This is a genomic window from Sporosarcina sp. FSL K6-3508 (genome assembly GCF_038615825.1).
Classification (GTDB): domain Bacteria; phylum Bacillota; class Bacilli; order Bacillales_A; family Planococcaceae; genus Sporosarcina; species Sporosarcina newyorkensis.
On sequence record NZ_CP152016.1, the window covers coordinates 2,386,958 to 2,411,945 of the forward strand.

At 41.8% G+C, this 24,988-nt stretch carries 26 protein-coding genes; 11 read left to right on the forward strand and 15 right to left on the reverse strand.

The window, feature by feature from the left end:
• Positions 1 to 242 precede the first annotated feature (242 nt).
• Entirely contained in the window at positions 243 to 1,133 is an 891-nt protein-coding gene (locus tag MKX97_RS11735; protein WP_009497882.1) for a LysR family transcriptional regulator, read from the reverse strand.
• Between the two features lie 131 nt (positions 1,134 to 1,264).
• Here MKX97_RS11735 and MKX97_RS11740 point away from each other — a divergent pair, with 131 nt between their 5' ends.
• Complete coding sequence (locus MKX97_RS11740; protein WP_009497883.1) at positions 1,265 to 2,242, forward strand: DMT family transporter; 978 nt, start codon at positions 1,265 to 1,267, stop codon at positions 2,240 to 2,242.
• A 67-nt stretch (positions 2,243 to 2,309) separates the two neighbouring features.
• Here MKX97_RS11740 and MKX97_RS11745 read toward each other — a convergent pair whose 3' ends face one another.
• On the reverse strand, positions 2,310 to 3,926 hold the full coding sequence (locus MKX97_RS11745) for a methyl-accepting chemotaxis protein (protein ID WP_009497884.1): 1,617 nt from the start codon (positions 3,924 to 3,926) through the stop codon (positions 2,310 to 2,312).
• 262 nt (positions 3,927 to 4,188) lie between these two features.
• Between MKX97_RS11745 and MKX97_RS11750 the strand changes: the two genes are divergently transcribed.
• Complete coding sequence (locus MKX97_RS11750; RefSeq protein ID WP_009497885.1) at positions 4,189 to 4,602, forward strand: hypothetical protein; 414 nt, start codon at positions 4,189 to 4,191, stop codon at positions 4,600 to 4,602.
• A gap of 45 nt (positions 4,603 to 4,647) precedes the next feature.
• On the opposite strand, the gene MKX97_RS11755 is transcribed toward MKX97_RS11750, so the two are convergent.
• From MKX97_RS11755 to argC, 5 genes are all read right to left on the reverse strand, one after another.
• Complete coding sequence (locus MKX97_RS11755; RefSeq protein WP_009497886.1) at positions 4,648 to 6,189, reverse strand: S-layer homology domain-containing protein; 1,542 nt, start codon at positions 6,187 to 6,189, stop codon at positions 4,648 to 4,650.
• 376 nt (positions 6,190 to 6,565) lie between these two features.
• On the reverse strand, positions 6,566 to 7,696 hold the full coding sequence (locus tag MKX97_RS11760) for an acetylornithine transaminase (protein ID WP_342536043.1): 1,131 nt from the start codon (positions 7,694 to 7,696) through the stop codon (positions 6,566 to 6,568).
• The gene (argB, locus tag MKX97_RS11765) at positions 7,693 to 8,472 is read right to left on the reverse strand and encodes an acetylglutamate kinase (protein ID WP_040759356.1); all 780 of its coding nucleotides are present in this window, start codon (positions 8,470 to 8,472) and stop codon (positions 7,693 to 7,695) included. The genes MKX97_RS11760 and argB overlap by 4 nt, the downstream gene beginning before the upstream one ends.
• Positions 8,435 to 9,658: a bifunctional glutamate N-acetyltransferase/amino-acid acetyltransferase ArgJ gene (argJ, locus tag MKX97_RS11770; RefSeq protein WP_009497889.1), complete on the reverse strand. Its 1,224-nt coding sequence runs from the start codon at positions 9,656 to 9,658 to the stop codon at positions 8,435 to 8,437. The genes argB and argJ overlap by 38 nt, the downstream gene beginning before the upstream one ends.
• 45 nt (positions 9,659 to 9,703) lie before the next feature.
• Positions 9,704 to 10,738, reverse strand: a complete 1,035-nt coding sequence (gene argC / locus MKX97_RS11775; protein WP_176132580.1) for an N-acetyl-gamma-glutamyl-phosphate reductase — start codon at positions 10,736 to 10,738, stop codon at positions 9,704 to 9,706.
• Positions 10,739 to 10,937: 199 nt separating this feature from the next.
• Between argC and MKX97_RS11780 the strand changes: the two genes are divergently transcribed.
• The 5 genes from MKX97_RS11780 (at position 10,938) to MKX97_RS11800 (ending at position 15,772) form a co-directional block, all read left to right on the forward strand.
• On the forward strand, positions 10,938 to 11,717 hold the full coding sequence (locus MKX97_RS11780; RefSeq protein WP_340759466.1) for an SDR family oxidoreductase: 780 nt from the start codon (positions 10,938 to 10,940) through the stop codon (positions 11,715 to 11,717).
• Positions 11,718 to 11,919: 202 nt separating this feature from the next.
• Positions 11,920 to 13,245: a branched-chain amino acid transport system II carrier protein gene (gene brnQ, locus MKX97_RS11785; RefSeq protein WP_009497892.1), complete on the forward strand. Its 1,326-nt coding sequence runs from the start codon at positions 11,920 to 11,922 to the stop codon at positions 13,243 to 13,245.
• A 188-nt stretch (positions 13,246 to 13,433) separates the two neighbouring features.
• Positions 13,434 to 14,372, forward strand: a complete 939-nt coding sequence (locus MKX97_RS11790) for a cation diffusion facilitator family transporter (protein WP_009497893.1) — start codon at positions 13,434 to 13,436, stop codon at positions 14,370 to 14,372.
• Positions 14,373 to 14,377: 5 nt separating this feature from the next.
• The gene (locus tag MKX97_RS11795) at positions 14,378 to 14,833 is read left to right on the forward strand and encodes a protoporphyrinogen oxidase (RefSeq protein ID WP_342536045.1); all 456 of its coding nucleotides are present in this window, start codon (positions 14,378 to 14,380) and stop codon (positions 14,831 to 14,833) included.
• Positions 14,834 to 15,772, forward strand: a complete 939-nt coding sequence (locus MKX97_RS11800) for an RNA methyltransferase (RefSeq protein ID WP_009497895.1) — start codon at positions 14,834 to 14,836, stop codon at positions 15,770 to 15,772.
• A gap of 570 nt (positions 15,773 to 16,342) precedes the next feature.
• On the opposite strand, the gene MKX97_RS11805 is transcribed toward MKX97_RS11800, so the two are convergent.
• Complete coding sequence (locus MKX97_RS11805; protein ID WP_342536046.1) at positions 16,343 to 17,386, reverse strand: DUF4030 domain-containing protein; 1,044 nt, start codon at positions 17,384 to 17,386, stop codon at positions 16,343 to 16,345.
• A complete protein-coding gene (locus MKX97_RS11810; RefSeq protein WP_009497897.1) occupies positions 17,367 to 17,888 on the reverse strand; it encodes a sigma-70 family RNA polymerase sigma factor in 522 nt (173 codons plus the stop codon). Before MKX97_RS11810 ends, MKX97_RS11805 begins: the two co-directional genes overlap by 20 nt.
• A 713-nt stretch (positions 17,889 to 18,601) precedes the next feature.
• Between MKX97_RS11810 and MKX97_RS11815 the strand changes: the two genes are divergently transcribed.
• Together MKX97_RS11815 and MKX97_RS11820 are read left to right on the forward strand one after the other, a co-directional pair.
• Positions 18,602 to 19,051 carry a hypothetical protein gene (locus MKX97_RS11815; protein WP_009497899.1) on the forward strand — a complete coding sequence of 150 codons (450 nt, stop codon included), beginning with the start codon at positions 18,602 to 18,604 and terminating at the stop codon, positions 19,049 to 19,051.
• Between the two features lie 45 nt (positions 19,052 to 19,096).
• Positions 19,097 to 19,555, forward strand: coding sequence for a GNAT family N-acetyltransferase (locus MKX97_RS11820; RefSeq protein WP_009497900.1), 459 nt, complete (start codon positions 19,097 to 19,099; stop codon positions 19,553 to 19,555).
• 140 nt (positions 19,556 to 19,695) lie between these two features.
• Here the strand turns inward: MKX97_RS11820 and MKX97_RS11825 are convergent, their stop codons facing one another.
• The 5 genes from MKX97_RS11825 to MKX97_RS11845 all read right to left on the reverse strand — a co-directional run bounded on the left by MKX97_RS11825 (position 19,696) and on the right by MKX97_RS11845 (position 23,340).
• The gene (locus MKX97_RS11825; protein ID WP_040759369.1) at positions 19,696 to 20,397 is read right to left on the reverse strand and encodes a hypothetical protein; all 702 of its coding nucleotides are present in this window, start codon (positions 20,395 to 20,397) and stop codon (positions 19,696 to 19,698) included.
• 2 nt (positions 20,398 to 20,399) lie between these two features.
• Positions 20,400 to 21,206 (reverse strand): ABC transporter ATP-binding protein, encoded by an 807-nt coding sequence (locus MKX97_RS11830; RefSeq protein WP_342536049.1) that lies wholly within the window; start codon positions 21,204 to 21,206, stop codon positions 20,400 to 20,402.
• Positions 21,207 to 21,408: 202 nt separating this feature from the next.
• Positions 21,409 to 22,773 (reverse strand): leucyl aminopeptidase family protein, encoded by a 1,365-nt coding sequence (locus tag MKX97_RS11835; protein WP_009497903.1) that lies wholly within the window; start codon positions 22,771 to 22,773, stop codon positions 21,409 to 21,411.
• A gap of 44 nt (positions 22,774 to 22,817) precedes the next feature.
• Positions 22,818 to 22,973: a hypothetical protein gene (locus MKX97_RS11840; protein WP_009497904.1), complete on the reverse strand. Its 156-nt coding sequence runs from the start codon at positions 22,971 to 22,973 to the stop codon at positions 22,818 to 22,820.
• 130 nt (positions 22,974 to 23,103) lie between these two features.
• Entirely contained in the window at positions 23,104 to 23,340 is a 237-nt protein-coding gene (locus MKX97_RS11845) for a hypothetical protein (RefSeq protein WP_040759370.1), read from the reverse strand.
• 89 nt (positions 23,341 to 23,429) lie between these two features.
• Between MKX97_RS11845 and MKX97_RS11850 the strand changes: the two genes are divergently transcribed.
• Positions 23,430 to 23,867: a YaiI/YqxD family protein gene (locus MKX97_RS11850; protein WP_040759371.1), complete on the forward strand. Its 438-nt coding sequence runs from the start codon at positions 23,430 to 23,432 to the stop codon at positions 23,865 to 23,867.
• A 39-nt stretch (positions 23,868 to 23,906) separates the two neighbouring features.
• Positions 23,907 to 24,215, forward strand: coding sequence for an FtsX-like permease family protein (locus tag MKX97_RS11855; RefSeq protein WP_040759373.1), 309 nt, complete (start codon positions 23,907 to 23,909; stop codon positions 24,213 to 24,215).
• 123 nt (positions 24,216 to 24,338) lie between these two features.
• Here MKX97_RS11855 and MKX97_RS11860 read toward each other — a convergent pair whose 3' ends face one another.
• Entirely contained in the window at positions 24,339 to 24,986 is a 648-nt protein-coding gene (locus MKX97_RS11860; protein WP_342536050.1) for a zf-HC2 domain-containing protein, read from the reverse strand.
• Positions 24,987 to 24,988: the final 2 nt, after the last annotated feature.

The window sequence follows — 24,988 nt, forward strand, 5'->3', positions numbered from 1 at the left end:
ATTGTCACTCCAATTCTATATTTATCAATTATGCCTCAGCATAATTGCGTCCGGATTTTTTCGAGCTTGCTCGAAAAGCTCCCTTAAAAACCCGTGACATCCCCCCGAAATTCAGCAGGCGTTTAAACACCCTCTGAACCGCAATAAAATCACATTCTTCATACCACATGCAGATTTAGAAGTATACTGCTGAAATCAGATAAGCTACCCTTCATATTAGCATAAGTAACCTATCGTAGACCTCAAATTTGTGTCGAATTTTGCAATTGATTCGATGTTTCTTGATGGAAGTCTTCAATGACTTGAATGAACTTATAGATCGTCGGAGTTAAATACGAATCGGCACGGCGGACGAAAACAGTTTTAATCTGACTATACTCGGATGGTAAGTGATAGCAATGAACGTGACCTTGTTCCACTAGATGAGCGACAGCCGATTTTGGAACGAATGTCACGCCGAGACCTGCTGCTACACTACCGAGAATGGTCTCCAGCGTACCAAATTCCATCATTTTCGTCGGTTTAAATTGTTCATCCTCCAGCCACTGTTCCAATCGGGCACGATAGCCGCATCCTTTACTGAAGCATAAAATCGGTTCATCTTTGATATCTTCTTTTGATTGAAACGGCTTGTCGGAAACAAGGACGAGTTCTTCCTCCAAAACGTCATGGACCGCTAAATCAGGGTGCGTCGTGCCTTCGGAGATGAAAGCACCGTCCAATTGGTGGTGAAGCACTTTATATTGCAATTGTTCAGTGACGCCCGTCAGTAAAGATAAATCTACTTGTTTGTATTTTTTATTGTATCTCGAAAGAATGACCGGAAGTTTGATAACCGTTTCTACAGAGCCGATTTCCAGTTTTCCAGACGGCTCTTTGTCGTTTTGTACAACTTTCCTCATCTCATTCGTCAATGATAGAATTTTCTCACTGTAGATCAACAGTCTTTTCCCTTCGGGCGTTAAAATCATCCCTCTATTATGGCGATTGAATAACGGTGTCTTCAGTTCATTCTCCAACTTCTGAATGCGAGAAGTAATATTCGATTGAACGTAGCGCAGTTCTTTTGCCGCCTCCGTAATCGTGCCTTTTTCGGCTACCATTTGAAATATTTCCAAGTCTTTAAACTCCATCGTCATCCCCCTTTTCTTCTGTCTCTTTTATGATATCAATAATAATGATAGTAGTCATCATTATTATTCGTTTTACATGATGTCTATTTTCTAGTTTACTAGAGTAAGTACTTCGAGGGGAGTTTGGTCCAATGAAAAACAAAATTATATGGGGAGCGTTTCTATGTTTTATCGCCAGTGCATCATGGGGCGCGATGTTCCCTGTTGCCAATAGCGCATTTAAAGCAATTGATCCCTTTTATTTCACATTGATTCGCTACGTATCGGTAACAATTTTACTCGTCATTTTATTGTGGTGGAAAGAAGGAAAACAGGCTTTTCGCTTGGAGAAGAGGGGTTTATCGCTTTGGTTTTTCGGTACGATGGCATTTGTTGTCTACAACTTGTTCATCTTCTGGGGCGAAGATCTGATGGGTGAACCGGGAATCATGGTTGCTTCCATTTCAGAAGCCATGATGCCGATGATTTCCATTGTAATCGTTTGGTTCATCAGCAGGCAAAAGCCGCATGGTTTTACATTAACATGTGTATTTACTGCATTTATCGGTGTGATGCTCGTCATTACAAAAGGTGATTTACGAACATTTTTGACTGCGACGGATGATATAATTCCGTCCTTGCTCATCTTTTTAGCTGTGATCGGCTGGGTGGTCTATACGATGGGCGGCAATCAGTTCAGCGAGTGGTCGTCATTGCGTTATTCCACATTAAGCTGTCTGCTCGGTACTGCCACAGCTTGTGTCATCGTCTTTTTCGTCACGCTGACTGGTTATATTTCCGTTCCGACACTTGCAACTGTGCAAACAGTTAGTCCGCATATGCTGTTTATGATTGTTTTCCCCGGTATCATTGCATTGCTTGGCTGGAATGTCGGAGTTCGAATTTTGTCACCATTAAATGGTCTACTATTCATCAACTTTGTTCCAGTGACTACATTGGTCATTTCGTTTGTGCAAGGTTATCAGTTGACGGTGTTTGATTATATCGGTACGGTATTCATCATTCTTTCTCTTGTCGGCAATAACATTTTCTTGCGGTTGCAGCAAAAGCGCAAAGACGAAGTACGACAATACAAGAAACAATCTGCCGAGCCTAGTGTTTCCGCATAATAATGAAAAGTAAACAGGCGATGCAAACCAACTGGTTTTGCATCGCCTGTTTCGTTGTTTGTGTAAATCAAAATTTAAAGCGGTGAACAATGCGGTTCAGCGCGGCAGCTTGGTCTGTCAATCTGACCGCGTCACTCGCCAACTGCTGAATTCCTTCGACTTGCTCATCCATTCCCGCAACGGTTTCTGTAACACTATCCGTAAATTGTTCGGAAATGATTGTGATCTGCTCGATAATTCTTTCAATCTGTTCGCCGTCTTGAATCATTTCTTCCGCATGACGACTGTTGTTATTGACAGCAGATTTCGTATCGATCACCGCTTCATTCATTTGATGGATGGATTGGCCGGCAACTTTGACGATTTCCACACCTTCTTGAATTGTGTCGGTATTCGATTCCACTTGCTGTACCGCAATTTTCACTTCATTGTTGGTTTGCTCGAGTGTTCGCACCACGTCATTCGCAAAATCATTCGTTTCTTCAGCGAGTTTACGGACTTCATTGGCAACAACGGAGAAACCACTTCCCGCTTCACCCGCCCGTGCTGCTTCGATGGATGCATTCAGTGCCAATAAGTTGGTCTGCTCCGCGATTTTCGTAATCAGAGATACTTTTTGAATGACTTGATGGATGTCTTCCGCCACTTGCATGATTTTCTGGGAAGATTTTTGCACGGCTTCATTTATTTGCTGCATCTTTTGCTCGGATTCTTCAATAGCTTGGCTACCCTCTTCTGCTGCTTGAGATGCATCTTCAGACTTTGCGAGCGTCTGCTGGATACGCGCTTCCATTTCACGGATGCCTTGCATCATCGTTTGGACCATGGCGTTTGCTGACTGTAATGAAGAAAGTTGTTGCTCCGTTCCGACCTGGAAGTTTTGCATGGTGTCCCCATATGCCGTGAAAACACTAGATAAGCGTTTCGCTTCAGATGCTTGATCTTGACTAATTTGGTCAACGATACCGGATGAACTATCCAGCTCTTTGACGATGTTTTTCGTGCCAATCACCATTTTATTAATTTCAAATCCAATTTGATTGAATTCCGATCTTGACCGTTCAGTGACTTCCGCCGTCAAATCCCCTGCCGAAATTTTTCTCGTGACTTGGCGCCAGGAACGGATGCCAATCATGACGGTTTTATAGAGTGCTATGATTGTAATAGCAGAAATAAGAAGCGATGCCACCGAAAAAATCAGCCCTTGGTTGAAAGGTAAATCAAGAAGATATGCAATCAGTGCCATGATAAGGGCTGGCAGTAGAATAGCGCCCGTCATGCCGTAAAGAATATACTTTTGATGAACGATCCGACCGAGACGTAAACTATAGCGAGTGCCGTTTGATTTGATGATTGGGGCGGATGCGTCAATAAGACGTTCACCTGATTGTCGTTCATATATTTGCAGTAAAGGTTGGTCAGTATTCGCAGCTTTCAAGCCAACAGGATCAGAAAATAACGTTCCTTCCCATAATCGGTTTGTATGGATGTAGCTGCGCCCTGTCTCGTCGACGATGACAAAGTATTCATCTTCATTCAACTCATCATCCAGCAATCTATGAAGCTGTTTGTAATTTTTTTCAAATGAATGTTCATTTTCCACTAGAGGTTGAATGCGTTTTGTTACTTTTTCTACTTTGTTAAGCGCTTTTCTTGCAGATGATGATCTTAATAGCTTCTCCATTCACTTTCCCCCATCCGTGCGTATCTACTATATATTTACTATAGCATAAAGTGTGAGGAAAGTTATACGTATTTTGAATATTGTAGTTATTGAGCTGGCGAATTTGCAAAATGCAAATCTTCAATTACTATCTAATAATCCAGTCAGACAATAAAATTCCAATCTCCCAAATCTAGTTTAAGCCTCTTAATTTGATTTGCGCGATGGATTCTTTTACACTTGTTTACGCAAAAGATTTAGTCCTCAATAGGAGTGGTACTTAATGAAGAAATGGTGGTTACTTCCCGCGTTGGCGATAGTCTTGGCAGCGTGTGGAAACAACGAAGAATCGCAACCCAAAGAAGAAGAGGAGATTGCGAAGGATACGATAGAATCTGAAGAGGAGTCGGTAACATCTCCTGATAGCGAAATCGCGCCGGAAGATGAGCCGGAAGATCATTCAGCTTCGTCTGCTTCCGACTTATCAGGGTATGAAGAGTCTGCTGTATTAGGCGAGCATATGCCAATCGATAAGCTTACATCCCACGTGGAGACAGACAATCCCGGTAAACGAATTATCTTATTTGAAAATGGACGTGGTGAAAAAGTCTATAAAAGTATTTTTATAAAACATGACCGCTTCTTGAAAATTATCGATTTGAAAGATGATCAGCTACTGTATAAAGACAAATTATAAGATTGAGAAAAAGCGCGCAGGCCATGGTCTGCGCGCTTCTCCTATTTAACGAAGATATCTTCTAGCTCCAGCGTATTCTGATTTGTATGGTTCAAGTGTCAACGGCACAATTTCGACAGTTCTTTTCGGATTCGGTGCGTGGATCATTTGACCATTGCCAATATACATACCGACATGATGCACGGTCCCTTTTCCTTTATTGTAAGCAAAAAACAATAAGTCACCCGGCTGCAAATCTTTTTTCAAGACTTTCATACCATTGACCGCTTGCACGGAAGCATCCCGCGGCAAGTTGATGCCGTGTTGGCGGTAGACAGAATAGGTAAAACCTGAGCAATCGAGGCCGAAACCTGAAGTACCTGCCCATAAGTAGGACAACCCGTCAAAGATTTTAGCAGTCTCTACGATTTGCTGAGCTGTCGGGTTCGGCAAACTTTCTTTTGCATTTACCAATTTCACAGTATTCTTATTAATATATTTCACCCCGTCCGTTGGGGTCTGCACAGCGATTCGATCGCCTGTCTCTCCGACAACTGGCAGGGTGGTGTTGAAACTGATCGTTCGGAATGGTTTTTTTCCATTTTCATCATGAGTCAGAATGGCTGTTTTTGTTTTCACCATAGCCGTTTTACATGTTGAATAATTTGGATAAACAGTTGCGAGATGGTTCTTCGGCAGCCAGCCAGGATAGCCCGCTGCATGTTTTGGTGAGCTTTGATCTACAACTGCGACTTGCGCCCAATCCCCTTTTGTCTGCAGTACTTTCACAGTTTGTCCATAAAGAACCTGTGTCTCCAACTTACCAACAAGCCATTGTTTTTGCGGCAGGGTCATGGAAGATACCCATTTACTAATGTCCGGTGTTTTACCGTTCGCATATGAATCTACCGGACGTTTCGTGCCAGGCTGTTTCCATAATGTTGAGACCGGGACAGTGACAACTTGCTGAGCTTTATTGTCACCGATATAACAAGCGGGCGTATTTTTAAAGCTTGGCTCCAAGATTCTGGCAAGGAACACCGCGAAGTGCCCGCGCGTTAAGGAATCATTCGGCTTAAATGTATTGTCTAAAAATCCAGTTGTAACGGATTGAGCAGATAACGTTTGAATCGCAGGCAGTGCCCAATAGGAAGCAGGTACATCACGGAATCGATAGCCGGATGTTCCTTTCAAGTCGAATGCTCTGACGAATACAGCCGCCATCTGTCCGCGTTTCAAGTTGCCATTCGGCAGGAATTCCTGATTTGCATTGCCCATAAAAATGCCCTCGTCCACCATTGTCGCAATCAGCTGATAGTGCGGATGGGATGACTTGACGTCTGAAAGTTCCACAGCTGGTCGATTTTCCATCGAAAGCTTCAATGCACGCTGAATCATAGCGGATGCTTCGAGTCGCGTAATCGGTTCATTGACACGGTACTTTTGGTTGGGCTTTTCTATAATAATCCCTTGTTCGACTAAGTATTTTATTTCGACGGAGGCAGAATGCTCATCTTTCACATCAGGAAAAATGGCTGCCAGTGATGACAGTGGCAGTACATACGCAGCGATCAAAACAGCCAACAGCAAGCTGTATAGTTTTTTCAAATCTAGGACACTTCCATTCTAGTTGTTTTTCATTAACTATACCTTAGCCTGATTTCATTGTATAGAAAAAATTCCAAAAAAGGGTTGTGTAGTAAGATGTAGAAAAACTAAATGTGCTGGGCAGTAAGTGGATTCATTTGAGGGGGATAAAGCTGTTCTATGAGCATTTGAAGCGACTTTATGATCGCGTTTAATGTGGTTATGATCACTTGGAGGAGGTGTATGAGCGGCGGCGGAATTTCATGAGCGTATTTAGGTAGTTTATGAGCACGAAGCAATAGTTGATGAAATAAAAACAAGGGCTATCAGGAAAACGTTCCAGATAGCCCTTCCATGTTGAATTGCAGCTCACCGACTACTTTAATTCAAGTGGTTTCTATACCAATATATTCTTTAAGATCCCAACAGCCTGATCGATTTCTGCTTTAGAAACCGTCAATGGCGGCAATAGTCGAATGACATTTGCTCCGGCTGGCACAAGTAGCAGTCCTTGCTTTTCAGCTTGTTGAATGACTGGCCCGATTACTTCATTGGAATGAATACCTATCAATAGACCGTTACCGCGCAGTGAATACTTCTCGGCTGGCAACACTGCTTGTAATTGTTTTTTAAAATAAGCTGATTTGTCTTGAACAGCTTGCAAAAACGCAGGATCAAAGACATGATCGACGACCGTTTGTGCGACCGCAATCGCTAATGGATTCCCACCGAACGTCGTTCCATGCGAGCCAGGTCCGAACGTGTCGAACAAGTCTTTTCCTGCAAGGAGTGCGCCTATCGGGAAACCACCGCCAAGCCCTTTTGCAAGCGTGATGATATCCGGCTTCAGTGCTGTCTGCTCGTACGCAAAACGAGTCCCCATACGGCCGATTCCTGTTTGGACTTCATCAATCACCAATAAAATCCCATAGTGCTGACAAACTTCCATAATCGCTTGCGCAAATGCAGGCTCGACCGAATTGACGCCCCCTTCGCCTTGGACAACTTCAAGCATGATAGCTGCCACGTTTTCATTCGCTGCGTCCGTCAGTGCTTCTACGTCATTGAAAGGCAATGCTTCAAAACTTTCAAGCATTGGACCGAAACCTTGCTTGATTTTATCCTGTCCTGTCGCAGCCATTGCCCCGAACGTCCGTCCATGGAACGATTGTTTGAACGTCAGGATCTTATGCTTTCCTGTATGTTTCCTTGCAAGCTTAATGGCCGCCTCGTTCGCCTCAGCTCCGCTATTGCAAAATAGTGCATACGCGAGATCCGTATCTTTCGTCAATGATTCCGCTAACTTTTCCTGTTCCGGACTTTCGAATAGGTTCGAGATATGCCAGAGTTTTTCACTCTGTTCTTGTAACGCTTTGACAATCGCAGGATGAGCATGGCCTAAACTGACGACTGCGATGCCGCTCGTAAAGTCCAAATACTCTTTTCCTTGATCGTCTGTGACGACAGTGCCCTGTCCTTTGACAAGGTGCACCGCACGTCTCGCATAGTTATTAAACAAAGAAGTCACACGATTGCCCCCTCATTGGTAATGACCGTCCCTGTCAGCTGTTGACCGACAATCTGAACGGAAGGAATACCTGCTTCCAGACAGTCCATTGCTGCCTGAACCTTCGGGATCATTCCTCCATAGATATCTTCCGTCTCAATCCAGCGATGAATATGTTCCGGCATCACATTCGCCTGAGGTTGATTCTGAATTCGAATTCCCGGCGTATCCGTCACGAGCAGTAAGCTTTCCGCTTCAACCGCTAACGCAATCTGACTGGCTACAGTATCCGCATTGACATTCAACGGCTCCCCTGCAGCCGTCGCCCCGATACAGGAAATGACCGGAATTACATCTGCACTGAGTAATGAATCCAAAATATCCGTTTGTACGTGCTGAATTTCGCCTACATAGCCATACGTCTCGAAATCCAACAGATCACAAGTGAAAAGATTTGCATCAAAACCGCTCAGCCCAATCGCTTTAACGCCTTGCTCATTAAAACGATGAACAAGCGCCGGATTGACTTGACCGATTAAAATGGATTGGACGACACCAATCGCTTCTTCGGAAGTAACACGAAACCCATTAATTACGGAAGAAGTAATCTCACGAGCCGCCAGTTCCTCATTAATATTCGGTCCGCCGCCATGGACGATAAGTAATTGTATGCCAGCTTGCTGCAATTCTTTCACGCGATCAAAAAACGATTCACTCAATTCATCCAGCATACTGCCACCAAGTTTTATAACCTGTCGCTTATGTGCGATAGGTTGCATTGATTTGGACATAGTCATAAGTCAGATCGCACCCCCATGCGGTACCCTCACCAGTTCCCTGGTTCAGTTCCACGACAAATTTCACTTCATGCTGCTTCAAATAAATGAGCAGTTCATCTTCCGAAAAAGGAATCGGCTCGCCGTTCTCCACGACGAGTGTCGTACCGATATAGATTTTGATGTCGTCCGGATCAATCGTCGCGCCACTATACCCAACTGCAGCGATGATGCGGCCCCAGTTTGCGTCACAGCCGAATACCGCTGTCTTCACAAGCGGTGATCCTACAACTGACTTCGCGATTTTACGTGCCTCTTCATCAGAGACAGCGCCTGTCACTTTCGTTTCAATTAACTTCGTTGCACCCTCTCCGTCTTTCGCAATCATTTTCGCCAAGTCACGCGCTACCGCGTGCAATGCGTTTAAGAAAGATTGCCAATCAGGGTGTGAAGGAGTCAGTGCATTATTTCCTGCCATTCCATTTGCCATCACAAGAACCATATCATTTGTCGACGTATCCCCATCCACTGTGATGGAATTGAACGTCACGTCTGTAATGTCTTTTAGCGCCTGCTGCAGGTGTTCAGATTCAATATTCGCGTCCGTCGTAATGAAGCCGAGCATTGTCGCCATATTCGGTTCAATCATTCCTGAACCTTTCGCCACACCTGCAACGACCACTTCGCGATCATCGATAGCTGTTGCATATGCTGTATTTTTCGTCACCGTATCCGTCGTCAAAATAGCTTGTGAGAATTGAATCGAGCCTTCTAAACTATCTAATGGCTGCAGTTGCTCTATACCAGCCAACAACGGTTCCATTTTCATCTGTTCTCCGATCACACCTGTTGAAGCAATGCCGACTAAATTTTGATCGATCCCTAAATGTTCGGCTGTTTTTTGCTGCATCGTCAAAGCATCTTTCATGCCTTGCTTGCCTGTACAAGCATTCGCATTGCCCGAGTTGATGACAACCGCCTGCATTTTCTGCGTTTCATATACCACTTGCTTGGTTACGCTAAGCGGAGCTGCCTGGATCGCATTCGTAGTGAAGACACCCGCAACACTTGCCGGCACTTCGCTGACCAATAATGCCAGATCGTTTTTCTTATGTTTCAGTCCGCAATGAATGCCGACTGCTTTAAACCCTTTTGGTGAGATAATATTTTTACGCGAGATGCGCTTCATGCTTTCGATGGTTTCCATATACGTGCTCCCCTCAATTCCGGTATTTTCTGTGTGAGCTTCTTATCAAATAAATGATGGAATATTATCAATTCCAGTCGTTTCATCCAGACCATATAAAATGTTCATATTTTGGATCGCTTGGCCGGAAGCTCCTTTTACAAGATTATCGATGACAGCTACTATCGTCGCTCGATTTGTGCGCGGATCTACCTTGACATGTATATCACAATAATTGGAGCCGTATACTTGTTTCGTTCCGATCTTCTGGATATCTGTCAGGACTCGGACGAATGGACTCTCTTTATAGGTTTCTCTTAAACAGTCTAGTAGTTGTTTTTCAGTTACCTGTTTATTCACTTTTGCATAGCTTGTTGCCATAATTCCTCTCGTCATCGGCACGAGATGCGTTGTGAATGTGATCGGTTCAGGCTGATTCGCGAATAGATTCATCGCCTGCTCGATTTCAGGTATATGCTGATGCTGATGAAGTTTATAGATGGAGAAGTTTTCATTCGTTTCACTGAAATGCGTTACCGCACTCGGTTTATTACCAGCGCCGGAAACCCCGCTTTTTGCATCGATGACTAACTGGCTGCCATCGATCAATTCATTTTTTAATAGCGGCAACAATGAAAGTAACACCGCCGTTGGATAGCAACCCGGATTTGCAATAAACTCCGCCTCTTTGATTTGCTCTTTATTCCATTCGGGCAGCCCATACACACTTTTCTCCAAAAATTTCATTTCAGGGGCGTCTTTTTGATACCACTCTTCATATAAAGAAGGATCTTTTAATCTGAAGTCACCTGCTAAGTCGATTAGCTTCGGCCCTACCCCTACAAGAGGAGGAAGTAACGAAGTGGTCACTCCTGCCGGTGTACTGAAGAAAACTGTGTCAAGTTGCCGGATATGTTCCTGCTCTATCGCCTGCATCGGTTGGTCGTGAATCGTCACGAGATGCGGATATTTCTCAGAAAATACAGTCCCCACTTCGGAGGATGTGAATAAATCAATCTGCTCAATTTCCGGGTGGTTGTGCAGCAACCGAATCAATTCGAGGCCACCATACCCGGACGCTCCTATGATTCCTACCTTCAACGTCATCACCTCATTATTCATTACAGCTAAGTATACTTGTGCATAATTATAAAGTCAACTGTATTTTTATTTATTGACAGTCAATTCAAAAAAGGTGAATTTGCTACTGTAGAAAAGCTACATCTTCAATCGCACAATATGGTACTATTATGAAGAGTATTAGAAGCTACAGTGACTAATGAAAATTCAGGAGGTTATTATGGTAGATTTATTAAAATTGTCAGGAAAAAATATTGTCATTATGGGTGTCGCAAATGAACGCAGCATTGGTTGGGGAGTTGCGAAAGCATTATTTTCAGTCGGTGCGAATGTTATTTTCACTTATCGAAAAGATCGATCCCGTGAGAAATTGGAGAAGGCTTTAGAAAAGAATGATCTGCAGGCTACGCAAATCGTGCAATGTGATGTGAATAGTGATGAAAGCATGGCACAAGCTTTCAAAACGATCGGAGAACAAGTAGGTGTCATTCACGGACTTGTGCATTCTGTCGCCTTTGCACACCAAGAAGATTTGCGTAATCCATTCGTTGAAACAACCCGTGATGGATATGCATTTGCGCAAGACTCCAGTTCATATTCATTGGTTGCAGCAGCACGTGAAGCACGCCAGTACATGACAGAAGGCGGCGCAATCATAACGATGAGTTATTTAGGAGCGGAACGTGTGCTTGAAGGATATAACGTAATGGGGGTTGCCAAAGCAGCCTTGGAAGCATCTGTACGCTATTTGGCGTCTGAACTTGGAGAACAGAATATTCGTGTCAATGCGATCTCTGCCGGTGCGGTCCGTACACTGTCTGCTAAAGGAGTTCCTTCCTTTAATACGATTCTCGGTCAAATCGAAGAACGCGCTCCACTGAAACGCAATGTCAAACCGGAAGAAGTTTCCGATATGACAATTGCGATGTTAAGCAACTTGTCTAGCGGTGTGACAGGCGAAGTGATTTATGTGGATGCCGGCTATCACATTATGGGGTAATAGATGCAGGATTCTCATTTTGAGAATCCTTTTTTTGCTTTCCATGAGTACAATTACGTGATTCAGAGAATTCTATTCTGTATACTTGACAGAACATTAGTACATATCATATAGTATTACGGCAGCAGATTGGAATTTAATATGCATACAGAAAATTAACAAAATACATGCGCTTCTCAGAGTTCTTCAGGAGGAATTATAAATGAATAGTTTTACCAGGTTTGACACGATAAAACTAGGGCTGACCATGTTCGCCCTCTTTTTTGGCGCAGGGAATATGATATTTCCTCCACTTCTTGGTCAACAAGCGGGAACGCAAATGTGGATCACGCTTGCTGGATTTCTGATCACTGGTGTAGGACTTCCCTATCTTGGCGTAATTGCTGTGACAATGAGTGGAAATCAGCTGAGTGACTTGGCAGGAAAAGCCTCTCCTATATTCGCAACATTCTTTCCATTTATCGTCTATTTGGCACTCGGACCGTTTTTCGGTGTACCGCGAACAGCAACTGTGTCTTTTGAAATTGCCGTGTCACCTTTTGTACCGTCTTCTCATCACGGGCTGGCATTGGCGCTATTTTCGATCGTCTTCTTCGCTGTGACGGTTTGGCTTTCAATGAAACCGAATAAAATGGTCGATCGTTTTGGCAGCCTTTTGACACCTGTGCTTCTTGCCATCGTAACGCTTATTGTTGTGATCGGTATTGTTAATCCATTGGATGCGGCAGGAGCGCCTCAAGGTGCTTTTGCAGAAGATTTCTTCATTAAAGGATTTATAGAAGGATACGGCACGATGGACGCGATGGCCGCGCTCGTTTTCTCTATTATCGTCATTAACGCGGTGAAAGCAAAAGGAATTACAGATAGGAAAGCCATTACCTCCATTACGATGAGAGCAGGTCTGATTGCGGTTGTCGGATTGAGTCTCGTATATGCTGGGCTCGCCTATCTAGGAACAACAAGCCGTGGCGTAGCAGCCGGTGCAACGAACGGTGGAGATATATTGGCAAAGCTCGCTTATGCATTAATGGGAAATAACGGACTATACCTGCTTGGAGCTGCGGTTACACTCGCTTGTTTGACGACGTCGGTAGGATTGGTATCCGCCAGTGCCACGTATCTTTCAAGAGTCGTTACAGCGATTCCTTATAAAGCATTTGTGGTCATTATTTGCGGGTTTTCCACGATCGTCGCGAATATTGGTCTGACGAAATTGCTTGCTGTGACGATTCCAGTGTTGATCGGTATCTATCCGTTAGCAATCGTACTGATTTCATTCCGCCTATTCCATAAGGTGTTCAGAGGTTACCATGAAGTATACATATTCGGTTTAGTCGCCGCTGGTGTAATCGGACTCTTTGATATGCTGATTGCTTTTGGCTTGGAGTTGAAACCTGTAGTCAAGGTACTCGGATACTTGCCCCTATATGAGCAAGGTGTCGGCTGGATCGTGCCAGTTTTAGTGTTCGGCTTGATTGGTTTTGTAATTGCTTTCGCGCAGGGCAAACCGAGAGTCACGCAGGATTAAGTGGTCTGTCTCTCCTCAGTTGCATAGAATATCGTTTCATGGGATAATGGACTAACTACAAATGAATGAGTGATCGCAATGAAAATTCTTAACCAAATCCAACAATTAAAAATGTTTCAAACCTCACCTACAACAGGTGAGGTTTTTTTGTTGCTTATAGGAAACACTAGTAGAGGGGGAAAAAAATAATGATCAATCTCAATCAAAGTCAAAATCATTCTGCTTCTGCTATTATGGCAATCTGGATTAGTTTGCTGAGCAATATCGTCTTAACCGTTTTAAAACTAATCGTCGGGTTTGTTTTTAGAAGCCCTGTGTTACTTGCCGACGGCTTCCATAACGCAGGAGACGTCGTCGCTTCAGCCGCTGCTTTAACTTCAATGCAGATTTCAAAACGCCCTGCTGATGAAGATCACCCATATGGTCACGGCAAGGCAGAAGTGATCGGGTCCGGTATTGTCGCGATCATTTTAGGACTAGCCGCCATTTATATCGCATTCGAAGCGGTAAAGGCGCTATTCGAAGAACCTGCAACGGCCAGCAAAATTGCTTTGTTGACGGCAGTGATCTCATTCATTTGGAAGTATGTACTGTACGTCTATACGATGCGTATCGGGAAAAAGGAAAATAGTAAAGGATTGATCGCAACGGCATACGATCATTTGGCAGATGTCTACGCTTCACTCGCCGCAGTCGTCGGGATTGGCCTGGCGTTAGTTGGAGATCTTTTTGACATTCCCTTCCTTTCTTATGGCGATCCATTTGCCGGTATCGTCGTGTCGGTTCTCGTTTTTCGGTTAGCAATGGAGATCGGTAAAGAGAGTATGGATATTCTTATGGAGAAAAGTGTCAGCGATGAACGTCTCGCTGCGTTTGAAACAGTTATTCTCTCTGTACCTGAAGTGAAGAGAATCGATCGTCTTCGCGCGAGAGAACATGGCCATTACGTGCTGGTCGATATTCGAATTGGTGTAGAGGGAAATTTGACGGTTCAAGAAGGTCATGTAATTTCGAGCAGGATCCGAAATATGATCATGGCGCAAAATGAAGATGTCGACGAAGTGTTAATTCATTTAAATCCGTGGTATCCCGAAAATGAATCCGGTATACTTACTAACGAGGAGTGAACGAAATGAACCCATTAACAATTGATGCATTGGAAATCTGTCTAAAGGAAACTGAAGAAACACTACGCAGCGCAGACTCCACCTTTTTAAAGGAGCCGATATCCTATCTAAAATCTCACTTACCTGAATTTCTTTACGTAGAATCCCCTGACTTTGACGACTACAAAGTGGATTCACTCGTAATTGAAGTAGATGATATTTTTGGAACATATATGGTGCTTTTCGGTTTACAAGGGAAGAAAAAAGAAGGAGATGCGATTCGTTCTTATATCGAATCCATCCTTCAGCAACAACTCATTGGATTCAGTATCTCTTTTTCAGATAACGAAGGTCTGTGGGAAGTGAATATGCCGCTTGATCCAATTGAAGGTTTTGAAGAGTCCATGCCAATCGAGCAAGTGCTTCAACTTCTTCACCAAGCACTAGATGGTCTGCGCAACCAAATGAAAGCAGGTAAGTAAGTGAGGTCTCCAAAATTTATTTATACGTATATCCGCCATCGTGATGAGCAAGAACTATGTCAGATGGAAATGCGTGCTTTTTTCGGAAAAGACGTGCAGGACAATGTCATCCAGAGCGATATGGAAATCAATCCATCACGCAGTCCATTTATGCAAGCACGACTTGATGTATGGATTCAGGCAGATAGTGCGGATTCATTGGCAAAACAAGCTTCTGAACTAGAAATTGGCCAATCATTCAAGACGGTTTGCCTCAATGATATGGAGCTGGCCGGTACCCCGAAGATCGGTCATGCCGAACGCCGTAAAGTCGAACGAAATGTCGGACTACAAATAAAGGGTGAGCCTGAGCTGGATGATCCCAAAGTATTGATTGGGATTATACAATTGGCGGATCAGTGGTATGCAGGAAAGCTGACCCGAAGTTCATCCGACTGGCATGCACATCAACAAAAGCCCCATATGTATTCGACTGCGCTCGGTACTCGATTGGCAAGAGCAGCTGTGAATATTGCTGTGCCACATCCTGAAGGTGTGCGGGTGATCGATCCATGCTGTGGAATCGGGACCGTGCTGGTGGAAGCTTTATCGATGGGGATTCCGATCGAGGGACGGGATATTAATCCGCTAGTCGTCTATGGTTCAAGAAAAAACATTGCGTATTTCGGCTTGGAAGGCACTGTGACAATCGGACCAATCTCAGAAGTGAAAGAAACGTATGACATTGCGATTATCGACATGCCTTATAATTTGTTTACGCATATTACAGCTGAGGGACAACTGGAGATTTTGAAGGAAGCCCGTCGTTTTGCCAAAAGCTGTTTGATCATTACGATTGAAAACATGGATGAGATGCTTGCAGTAGCTGGGTTTCATGTGGCGGACCGGTGCCTTGCGCGGAAAGGGACATTTTCTCGAGAAGTGGTTTTGTGTACATAAAAAGAGGCTATGACAGAACGAAAACATAGTCCGTTCCCCTGCGCTCCAAAAGGCACGCTCTTGAATACTAAATGGGTGAGCCTGTAAATATGGCGTACAATAGAAAAAATGCATGAAGGCGAAATTTGTCCTTCATGCATTTTTGAAGTTATGTCCCAGCCACTTATCTCATATCAACAATTTTAAATTCTATAAGAACACTCAAATATTCCTTGTAATAGATTCATTTCACATTTCCTAATAGAATTTTAGGTAGGAGTATTCAATTTTTTTCATGGTAGCCAGCTCCGCTACCTCGCCTTTGTATATTAAATCAAACGTATACTGATCGTTAGTTGAATAAGTTTTGTCCCCATCTTTTTCACTTTACCTCTGTTCCTTTATAATTATATACAGCTTTCCAATGTTCACTTTCACCTTTAAATTGATATTCATTGGTTTTTTTTCTAAACAAGCTGTCAACATTATGATTGTGAATGCTGCGCAAATATCTTTTTCAACTTAATCCCCCCTGCTGTATACTTCGTTAAACCGGAAGAAATTCCTGCTTATTCCAATAATCCTCTCAACTTAATTTGCTATTTCAATGAAAGGTGTTTCCTTATCTTCCATTAATTGAATTGTGTACTTGTCATCACGAATGATCTCTTGTATCTCTGGAAGAGCTAAATATTCCCGTATCGCCTGTTCAATTTCTTCCGTAGTTTCTTTAGAAGTCAGTTGGTCCAAGTTTGATTTAATATATACATAGGCACGCCCGTTTTTCACTTTATACGATATACCTTCCAGTTGATACCTTGATTTCCCTGCCAATGCATCGTGTATATCCGATACAATATAGGCCCATCGGTTATCTTGCTGCCGATGTTCCAAATTGAAGGTTGTTACTTTTACATCCTTCACCTTTAACTTTTCTTTCTTTATTTCATTTTCAATATCTGCGATAATTTCCGTGCTCTCTAAAATATGATCCGGCATATCAATGGTGACGGTGTTCGAAATCCAGGATGTCTTCAAACCTGCCAATTCATGATCTGCTTCTTCGGCATAACCATACGCTGTAAACACTTCCTTCACAATCTCACGTACTTGATCATAAAGATCATTTGATTTTTGTGGACGTGGTGCATCCAATGCTTGAAGAATCTTCACTTCATAGCTGTCATAGCCATTTTCCGATAAAAAGCCCAGTATTTTCGGTTCAAGTTCTTTTGTAGCTTGCTTCAACGTAGAATCATTCAGTTCGAGTGCTATTTCAATGAGGTATGGAGATGGCAAGACCCCTACCGAACTCACCGCATACCCCTCCGCTTCCACTAATTTAAACAGTTGTTCTGTTAAATCGGACGTGTCCTCACCGTCTGAAATACTAGGCGTAATCGATATAGGCAAAACCTTCGCAGCAAGACCAGCCATAGTAGTTGAATAAAAAGGAGACAGGATGAAAAAAGCCATACATACCATGACTGCAATATAAAGGTACTGTTTTGTTTGGCATCTTTTGCTGCGAATTGTGCCATTCATAATTTTAGTTCGTAGTTGACTTTTGGATTCTTTCGTCATCTTTAGTTCTTGTTCCAGATCCTTAAATTCTTCATCCATGAAATCTTTCATAGGTAAACCCTCCTTTTATCAGTTCATTTTTCAATTCAGCCAAGGCTCGTTTCAACGTCATTTTGACCTTGCTTTCAGACCAGTTTAGAATGTCGGCTGTTTCTGCAGTAGAAAACTCTTTTAATTTCCTCAAAATAATTACATGCCGATAAGTCAGCTTTAATTGTTGAATCGTCCGGTAAAGTTGTTCCGTTTGATCATTCATCGCAACAATCTGTTCAGGCATAGGCTTGAAATCTTTTTCATGCATTGTTAAACCTAAATAATGTTGCAGCGGATGTTTTTTTCTGAAATAGTCTTGTGTGACATTAAAAGCAATAGCAAATAACCACGTTTTCGCTGTCGATTGCTGTTCAAATTTCGAATAATTCTTATGTGCTTTCAGGAACGTTTCCTGGGTCAAATCTTCTGCTTGTTGATAATCTCTCACCATTAAGAGTATGTAGCTTAAAATAGATTCTCCATATTCATCGAACCATTCAACCAAGTCGTCTTCTTTCAAAGATGTTCACCTCTTTCTATATACTTAGACGGAATCTGGAATGGAAGCGTCACGTTTTTATAATTTCATTTTTAATCAGTGAGTAAAAGTGATCGCTCAGCAACATATATCACGAATCAAGGAAAAAAGCATTAATCCGCTGTTGGATTAATGCTAATGAAGTGAATCTATTTAAGTTAGCTATAATCCATGCCACTAAACAAAAATAAAACTGCTTATTTGTATGGTAAAATTAATCTAAAGTTAACATGGAGGTGACTTTCATAAAAAGGTTGTTAGCAGCAATAGTTGCAGCTATTATTTTCGCTGTCATTTATTCATCTATTTCCTATGTTCCGCAGTCACAGCGTGAATATAATACGTATTACTTCGGATTCTTTGAAACAGCTTTTTTCGTCATATTATATGCTGGACCTGTTTTTCTTATGGTCGGGATCCCTTGTTCAATACTGATTGATAAATTATCTGAATTAGGAAATCTGTATTCAAAGAAAAACAAGTACATTAAAAGACTGATATTCTATTCAATTGCAGGTCTATTAGTTGGCACTGTCTTCCCTCTAATTTTGATGCCAGGAGATAATTCACTGTCTATCCTCTTTTGGTATAGTCTCATTGGATTTGCGGCATCCACTATCTATTACCATGTACTATTATTGATAACTAGTAATAACCTATTTAAAAGTAAATGATTTAAATTGAAAAGGTGAGTTATGAAAACGTTCGTCAAATTACTTATTGGATTCATGTCCGTGTTTACGCTAACTGGTTGTTTCGGTGAGGAGTATGATTTTACTCCACCCACTGTTCTTTTATCAGATCCTAACACCTTAGAAAGTGTCAAATTAATTGAGACGAATATTGATTGGAATTCTGATAAGGTATACAAAAAAGTAACGGAAGACTATGTAGCTTTTGCAAAAAGCCAAGAACCTTTGCATTTCAGTTCTAAGCAGAAAGTGGATATAGAATTTGATAGTCAGGATTTTGCTGTCGAAGAGCTAAGCGTAGCAGTGTGGGAAAATGATAAGCAGATAGAATTGGAATTACATGACGACCGAAGCTTTTATTTTCCAAAAGAAAAAGGCAAATATGTGCTCGAGGTACAGCTGATTTCTGATAAGGGTAACGCTCAATATGTAGGAAATATTATTATCGAATGAAAACGAAACGACAAATTTTCAGCAAAGCGGAAAGAGAGAAAGATCATGATAAAAAAAATTGATATAAAGAATGAAACAATTGCTGAAGAACTATTAAAACTTCAACTGCTTTCTTATAATGTAGAGGCAGAGTTAATTGACTTCTACGAGATACCTCCATTGAAAGATACCATCAAAACATTACAACAGTGCGATGAAATTTTTTATGGTCATTATGAACAGGACGGGGAGTTAAGTGGGGTAATTTCCATTAAGGTAGAAAAGAATGTCCTAGATATACACCGATTAATGGTGCACCCAAAGCACTTCAGAAAAGGCATCGCCAATATGTTATTGGCATTCGTTGAAGGCAGTGAGAAAGAAATTGATAAAATTATCGTATCAACAGGAACCAAAAACACGCCCGCAGTACGTTTCTATGAAATAAACGGATTCTCAAAAACAGGTGAAACTAGAATAACAGAACAACTTTCCTTAACTTCTTTTATTAAGATTCTTCACTGAGCATATACCTAGAGAACTGGTTGCATAGCCCAATAAAAGATTGATGAAATGAAGATGCCGCTAATTTTTTGAGAATTAGCGGTGTTTTTTAGTTTAGATGCTGAATAATCGGTCAATAATTAAGCACCCAATCAGGCGACTTATTCCTTTTTTATAAACAATCTTATCGTCAATATGAATGCCAGTATGATATAAACCACTATCCACATCGCATCCATCCAAAAATCCATTGCAATGCCATACAATGCATCATCTGTAAAATGGATAATGACTTGGGTTATGGGAGGAAACGGTAAAAGAATCCATTTAAATATAGACAGCTTCTCCGCAATTCCTTCCCCCGCCAATGACACGGCAATGACGAACATGGATGAGAGCCATGCAAACCGTTTTGAATCCTTCTTTATAATAGAGAAAAAGGATCCGAGCAATATACCGAATATTGCTGACACCAAATGTCCGTAAATGACAACACCCAATTGAAGCATTTGAATGTCTTCCTTAAATATAGAAAAGGTTAATGGATACACTATTGCACTCATACCCATCACAAACGCAAAGAGGAAGCAGACGAACCATTTACCATATAAGTACAAACGTTTGCTTTTCAGTTGAACAATCAACAAATCTTTTTCTCCATTTTCCTCTAATGAAAATACAGACATCGCCACCCACGTCATAATTAAATATAATGAAATACATGTAACTGCATAACTGCTCAAAATTGGAACACCGCTGTATGTATAAAAAATGATAATCCATGCTCCGAATAAGGTGATTGGTGGAATGAATGTCAACGAGCGGATATAACTTTTCAGTTGATATTTAATGTAACCTGGCATTATCATGCTTTCTCCTTCACTTCCAGTATGGAGCAGTTCGTTTGGAGCAACTTCAGTAATAGTTCATCACTTTTTTCTTGATCCACAGTAATTAGTGCTGTATTGCCGTCAAATTGTATTCGGTTAGGCGGTATAAAACCTAAGTCCTTTTCATCAATAAACTGTACGCGGATCCACTTTTCCTTTTTAAAGTGTGGCTGATAGGAAGTCATTTTTCCGGAACTAATATGTAAAATATCTGTTGCCATTTGTGAAACTAATCCCTCGTCATGTGCTGTAAATAGGATTGGCATTTGCCCTCGAATCTCTTGCAATACAGAGATCAATGTTTGTTGTGATTTCAGATCCAATCCAGTTAGCGGCTCATCTAAAAGAAGGATTTCAGGGCGCATGAGCAATGCTTGAATAATCCCCACTTTCTGTTTCGTACCTTTTGAACAAGCCTCAAGGGGCGTAGATAAAAAAGGACTTAAATCAAATAAATCAACATAGTTTGCAATCAGCTGTTCTTTCCCCTCTTCAGCTGCATGAAAGGAAGCTGTAAGAGACAAGTATTCTTTCACTTTAAAACGAATGCCTTCGGGAAAGTGTTCTGGTACATATCCAATTTTGTTCGTATTCCTAATCACTTTACCATCTGTTGGTTCGTAAATGCCTGCTAAAACTTTTAACAATGTACTCTTACCTGAACCATTGCTCCCCTGAACAAACAACACTGATTTCTTTTTACAAGTAAAGGATATATTCTCAAACAAACGATTCCCATCAAAATCCTTACTAACATTACGCGCTTCCAAAACAACCGACACTCATGCACACTTCCTTTCCGAATGTTACATATTAATGAGAATAAACCATTAAACTCACTGTACTTGATTAATAGAAATTCGCGTTGTTCATACGTTTACTATAAGATTAATTCCAATAGATCAAAACAGATACAAAAAAGCAATGCATAATGCAATGCTTTCTTGTATTTGTAACAGATTAGTAAAAATTGGATCACTGTTATTATTTCAATGATGTAGTGTAATCCGCAAGCAATCGTGCACCATATCCCGTTGCCGACTTCGTATAATAGCCTTTCGTCTTCTGCTTATCCATGACGCCCGCCATATCCACATGCAACCAGTTCTTCTTCGGTGCAAATTTACGCAAGAAGAGACCCGCTGTGATTGCACCCGCTTCAGACATCGAGCTGATATTATTACAATCCGCGTATGCGCTATCCAATGATTCTTCATAGACATCAACTAAAGGAAGCGGCCAGATGAAATCACCGTTTTGATCGCCAATTTTCTTCATTTTAAAGGCTAATTCCTCATCACCAAAGACACCGCCGACTTCCGTACCGAGTGCGCTGACTACGGCCCCTGTCAATGTCGCAATATCGACTGTATACTCTGCGCCTAATTCTTCTGCACGAATCAAGCCATCCGCCAGAATCAAGCGACCTTCCGCATCCGTATTGCCGACTTGTACGCTTATGCCGTTCTTATATTGAATGACTTCACCAGGCATTACCGCTTCCGGTCCAGGTGTGTTCTCCACCATCGGAATCAACGCAACGACATTTACTTTCGCATCAGAATACGCAAGAAGTGACATCGCACCGCATACTGCTGCCGATCCACCCATGTCCATTCGCATATCACTATCGTCTCGTCCACCTTTTAAGCTGATGCCGCCAGAATCGTATGTTACACCTTTTCCAACAAGCGCAACAAGTGGTTTTGAAGCATCGGTTTGTAGAGTCATTTCAACAAATGAAGGCTCATACTTACTACCACGGCAAACTGTAAGGACTCCATTCATTTGGCGCTCCTCGATTTCTTTCTTGCCGAGTACATCCACTTTTACCTTTGTACCTTTAAAATAGTCTTTCAGCACTTTCGGATACGTTTGCGGGTTGAGAACATCAGATAATTCATTCATCAGATCGCGGGAAAACTTCATCGCTTCTGCACGGACTACTCCTGCTTTCACTGCCGCTTGGTCCGCATCTTTTATTTCTAACACTGTAATAGGATTCGCTTTCTTTGATTGGTAGCGATCGAAGTGATACGCTCCGAGATGCCAGCCCTCCACAAATGCCGTTACCGCTTCGTCAGCAGACAACCATTTTTGTTCTAATTGCTCTGCGCTGATCGTTGCTGTTTGCACTTTTTGCGCAGATAAGTCTCGGGATACTTCACCCGCAATGTTGCGGATATCGTCGAGTGATTTCCATTGCTTGTCTTTTAAGGCAACGACTTGTTTTCCTTCGAGAACAAATGAAGAATGTCCTCCAGATTGATTGTTTACGAATTGTTTCACCAGTTGATTTTTCGTTAACTGTCCATCATTTGCGAATAAAATTTCTGCGTTAATTTGCATGTATTAGTAGCTCCCCTCATTATTTCGCTTCTCTAAATAGTTTATCATTTTTTATCGAAGAGCGCTAAGCTTAGCGTTGCAATGGGACCGAGCAGTAAAGACAGCAAGAACCAATTGAAGCCGCTTCGATTCTTCCCTTGCGCGAGTACCGCATTAATGAGTGCGAGCGTCCCCCACCCGACAAAATATCCTTCATTCATTTACTATCACTCCATTATTAGTTTGTTATACCATTGTATACGGTTTGAGTGATACGTTGGTTTCATGGACAGTTTGCCAAACAAAAAAGGAACATTCAAGATGCTCCTTTCAATCCAAACTGCTATTCTGTTAGCTATTAATAGCTGTCGGTGCAATGTCATCGTTGGAATTTTGGTAGTTTTGCTCCCCAACTTTTGCACGAATTTCCTCTTCTGACAGCGGTGGCGGAATTTCGTGATCTGCCAGTGCTCTCGTTTCCGGAGGTACTTCAACATTTTCCAATGCAGCATTACGCGCATCAATTTCACGTCCATATTGCTCGCGCTGTTCCACGGTAGATCTTTCGCCCTTCGGTAAATCAGCCATACATGTCACCTCAGTCTCCTGTTTTCCCTTATCTTTCCCCAAATTTGTTATACTAAACCTACTAAGTGAAGCGGAAGGAGTTCGACATTTTGACAACTATTTTAGTGGATGCGGACGGCTGCCCAGTCATTCAAGAAACCATTGCGCTTGCCAATGAATTCAAGTTGCCTTGCGTGTTGATTTGCGACACGGCCCATGAAATGCATCGAGAAGGCGCGGAGACAATTACCGTTTCAAAAGGCGCAGATGCCGTGGACTTTGTATTGGTGAACCGAATCAAAAAAGGCGATATTGTCATCACTCAGGATTATGGATTGGCTGCAATGGCGTTGGCGAAACAAGGTTTGCCAATCGATCAAAATGGCAGACTGTATACAAACGAAAACATCGACCAATTGCTTGCCGCGCGACACCAAGCGCAGAAAATCAGACGTGCTGGAGGAAGATTGCGGGGTCCGAGAAAACGGACGGCTGAGCAGACGGAAGGATTTGTGTCCAGCTTGCGGAAATTGTGCAGCTCGTTATAGAAGGAGTAAATTCTATGGATACAGGCAGGTGTTGAAGAAGTGTTAAAATTATTGATCATGCTTTTTTGTCTATTCATTGCACTGCGGCTTCTTTTTAAAAAAAGACAAATCATTTTAGGTTTATCCGTTAAACAAGTCTTCCTTTCAGTTGTTGCATACCTAGTTGCCGTATTAATTGGGACCGTTTGTATTTATTATATTGGGAACTGGATTGCAAAGAGCTTTGCAAGTCCCTTTCTTCAATATGCTGTATTCATATTGATCATTATTGTTACGTTTGCGTTCGTTCAACCCTTATTGCACAAAGCGGTTAACAGAATCACTGACGGCAAATTGTTCAATGATTAAAAAGCATCGGATAAAAAAGATCCCTTTTGATTTTTTCAAAAGGGATTCTTTTCTTGAAGAGAATACTTATTTTCATAAACCATCTCGCAGGTTTGTTCCTAAACTTTGATTCTCTGTTTTTTATCATTCGATTACGTATAGATCTTTTAGAAGTATTTCCTCAGTTCTATCTTTATAATGTATGGTTACTTTATCTTCATCTTTTATTTTTAGTTGTTTTCCATCATCAAGCAAAAGTGTATTGTTATCTACAAAAGTATATCGAACACTAATCCCTTCTTTCAAAAGTTTTGCCGAAGGAGAAAAATCGTCTCTCATTTCATAGACAAATATAGAATTTATATATCCTTCATCCGAATTTTCCATCGTTAAAAGATAGCGGTTTTCTTTAGATGGTTTGAAGGTAAGTGTAGTAGTCATATCTTGGCTATGAATGTTTGCCTCCACGTTGTCGGCACTTGCTAATCGCATGTCTACAAACGCAAAATAATAAATCGCAATCAATAGAAGAAAAACGGATACTAATGATGAGACAATAACCAAAACCTTTTTTCTGTTGTTGGTGCGTACTTTTTTGAAGTAATCAATATTTCTTTTTTCCTTTGTTCGCTCATTTTCATCTTTTCGGAAAAACTCTTCTTTCATCTCGTTTAGATAACTTCTGCATTCTTCACATTGCGCCATGTGTTTATTCATTTGATTGTTGGTCTTCTCACTAGTTAGCCCTTCGATATAAGCAGAGGCTAAATCCTTAAAAACATTATGTTCCATTG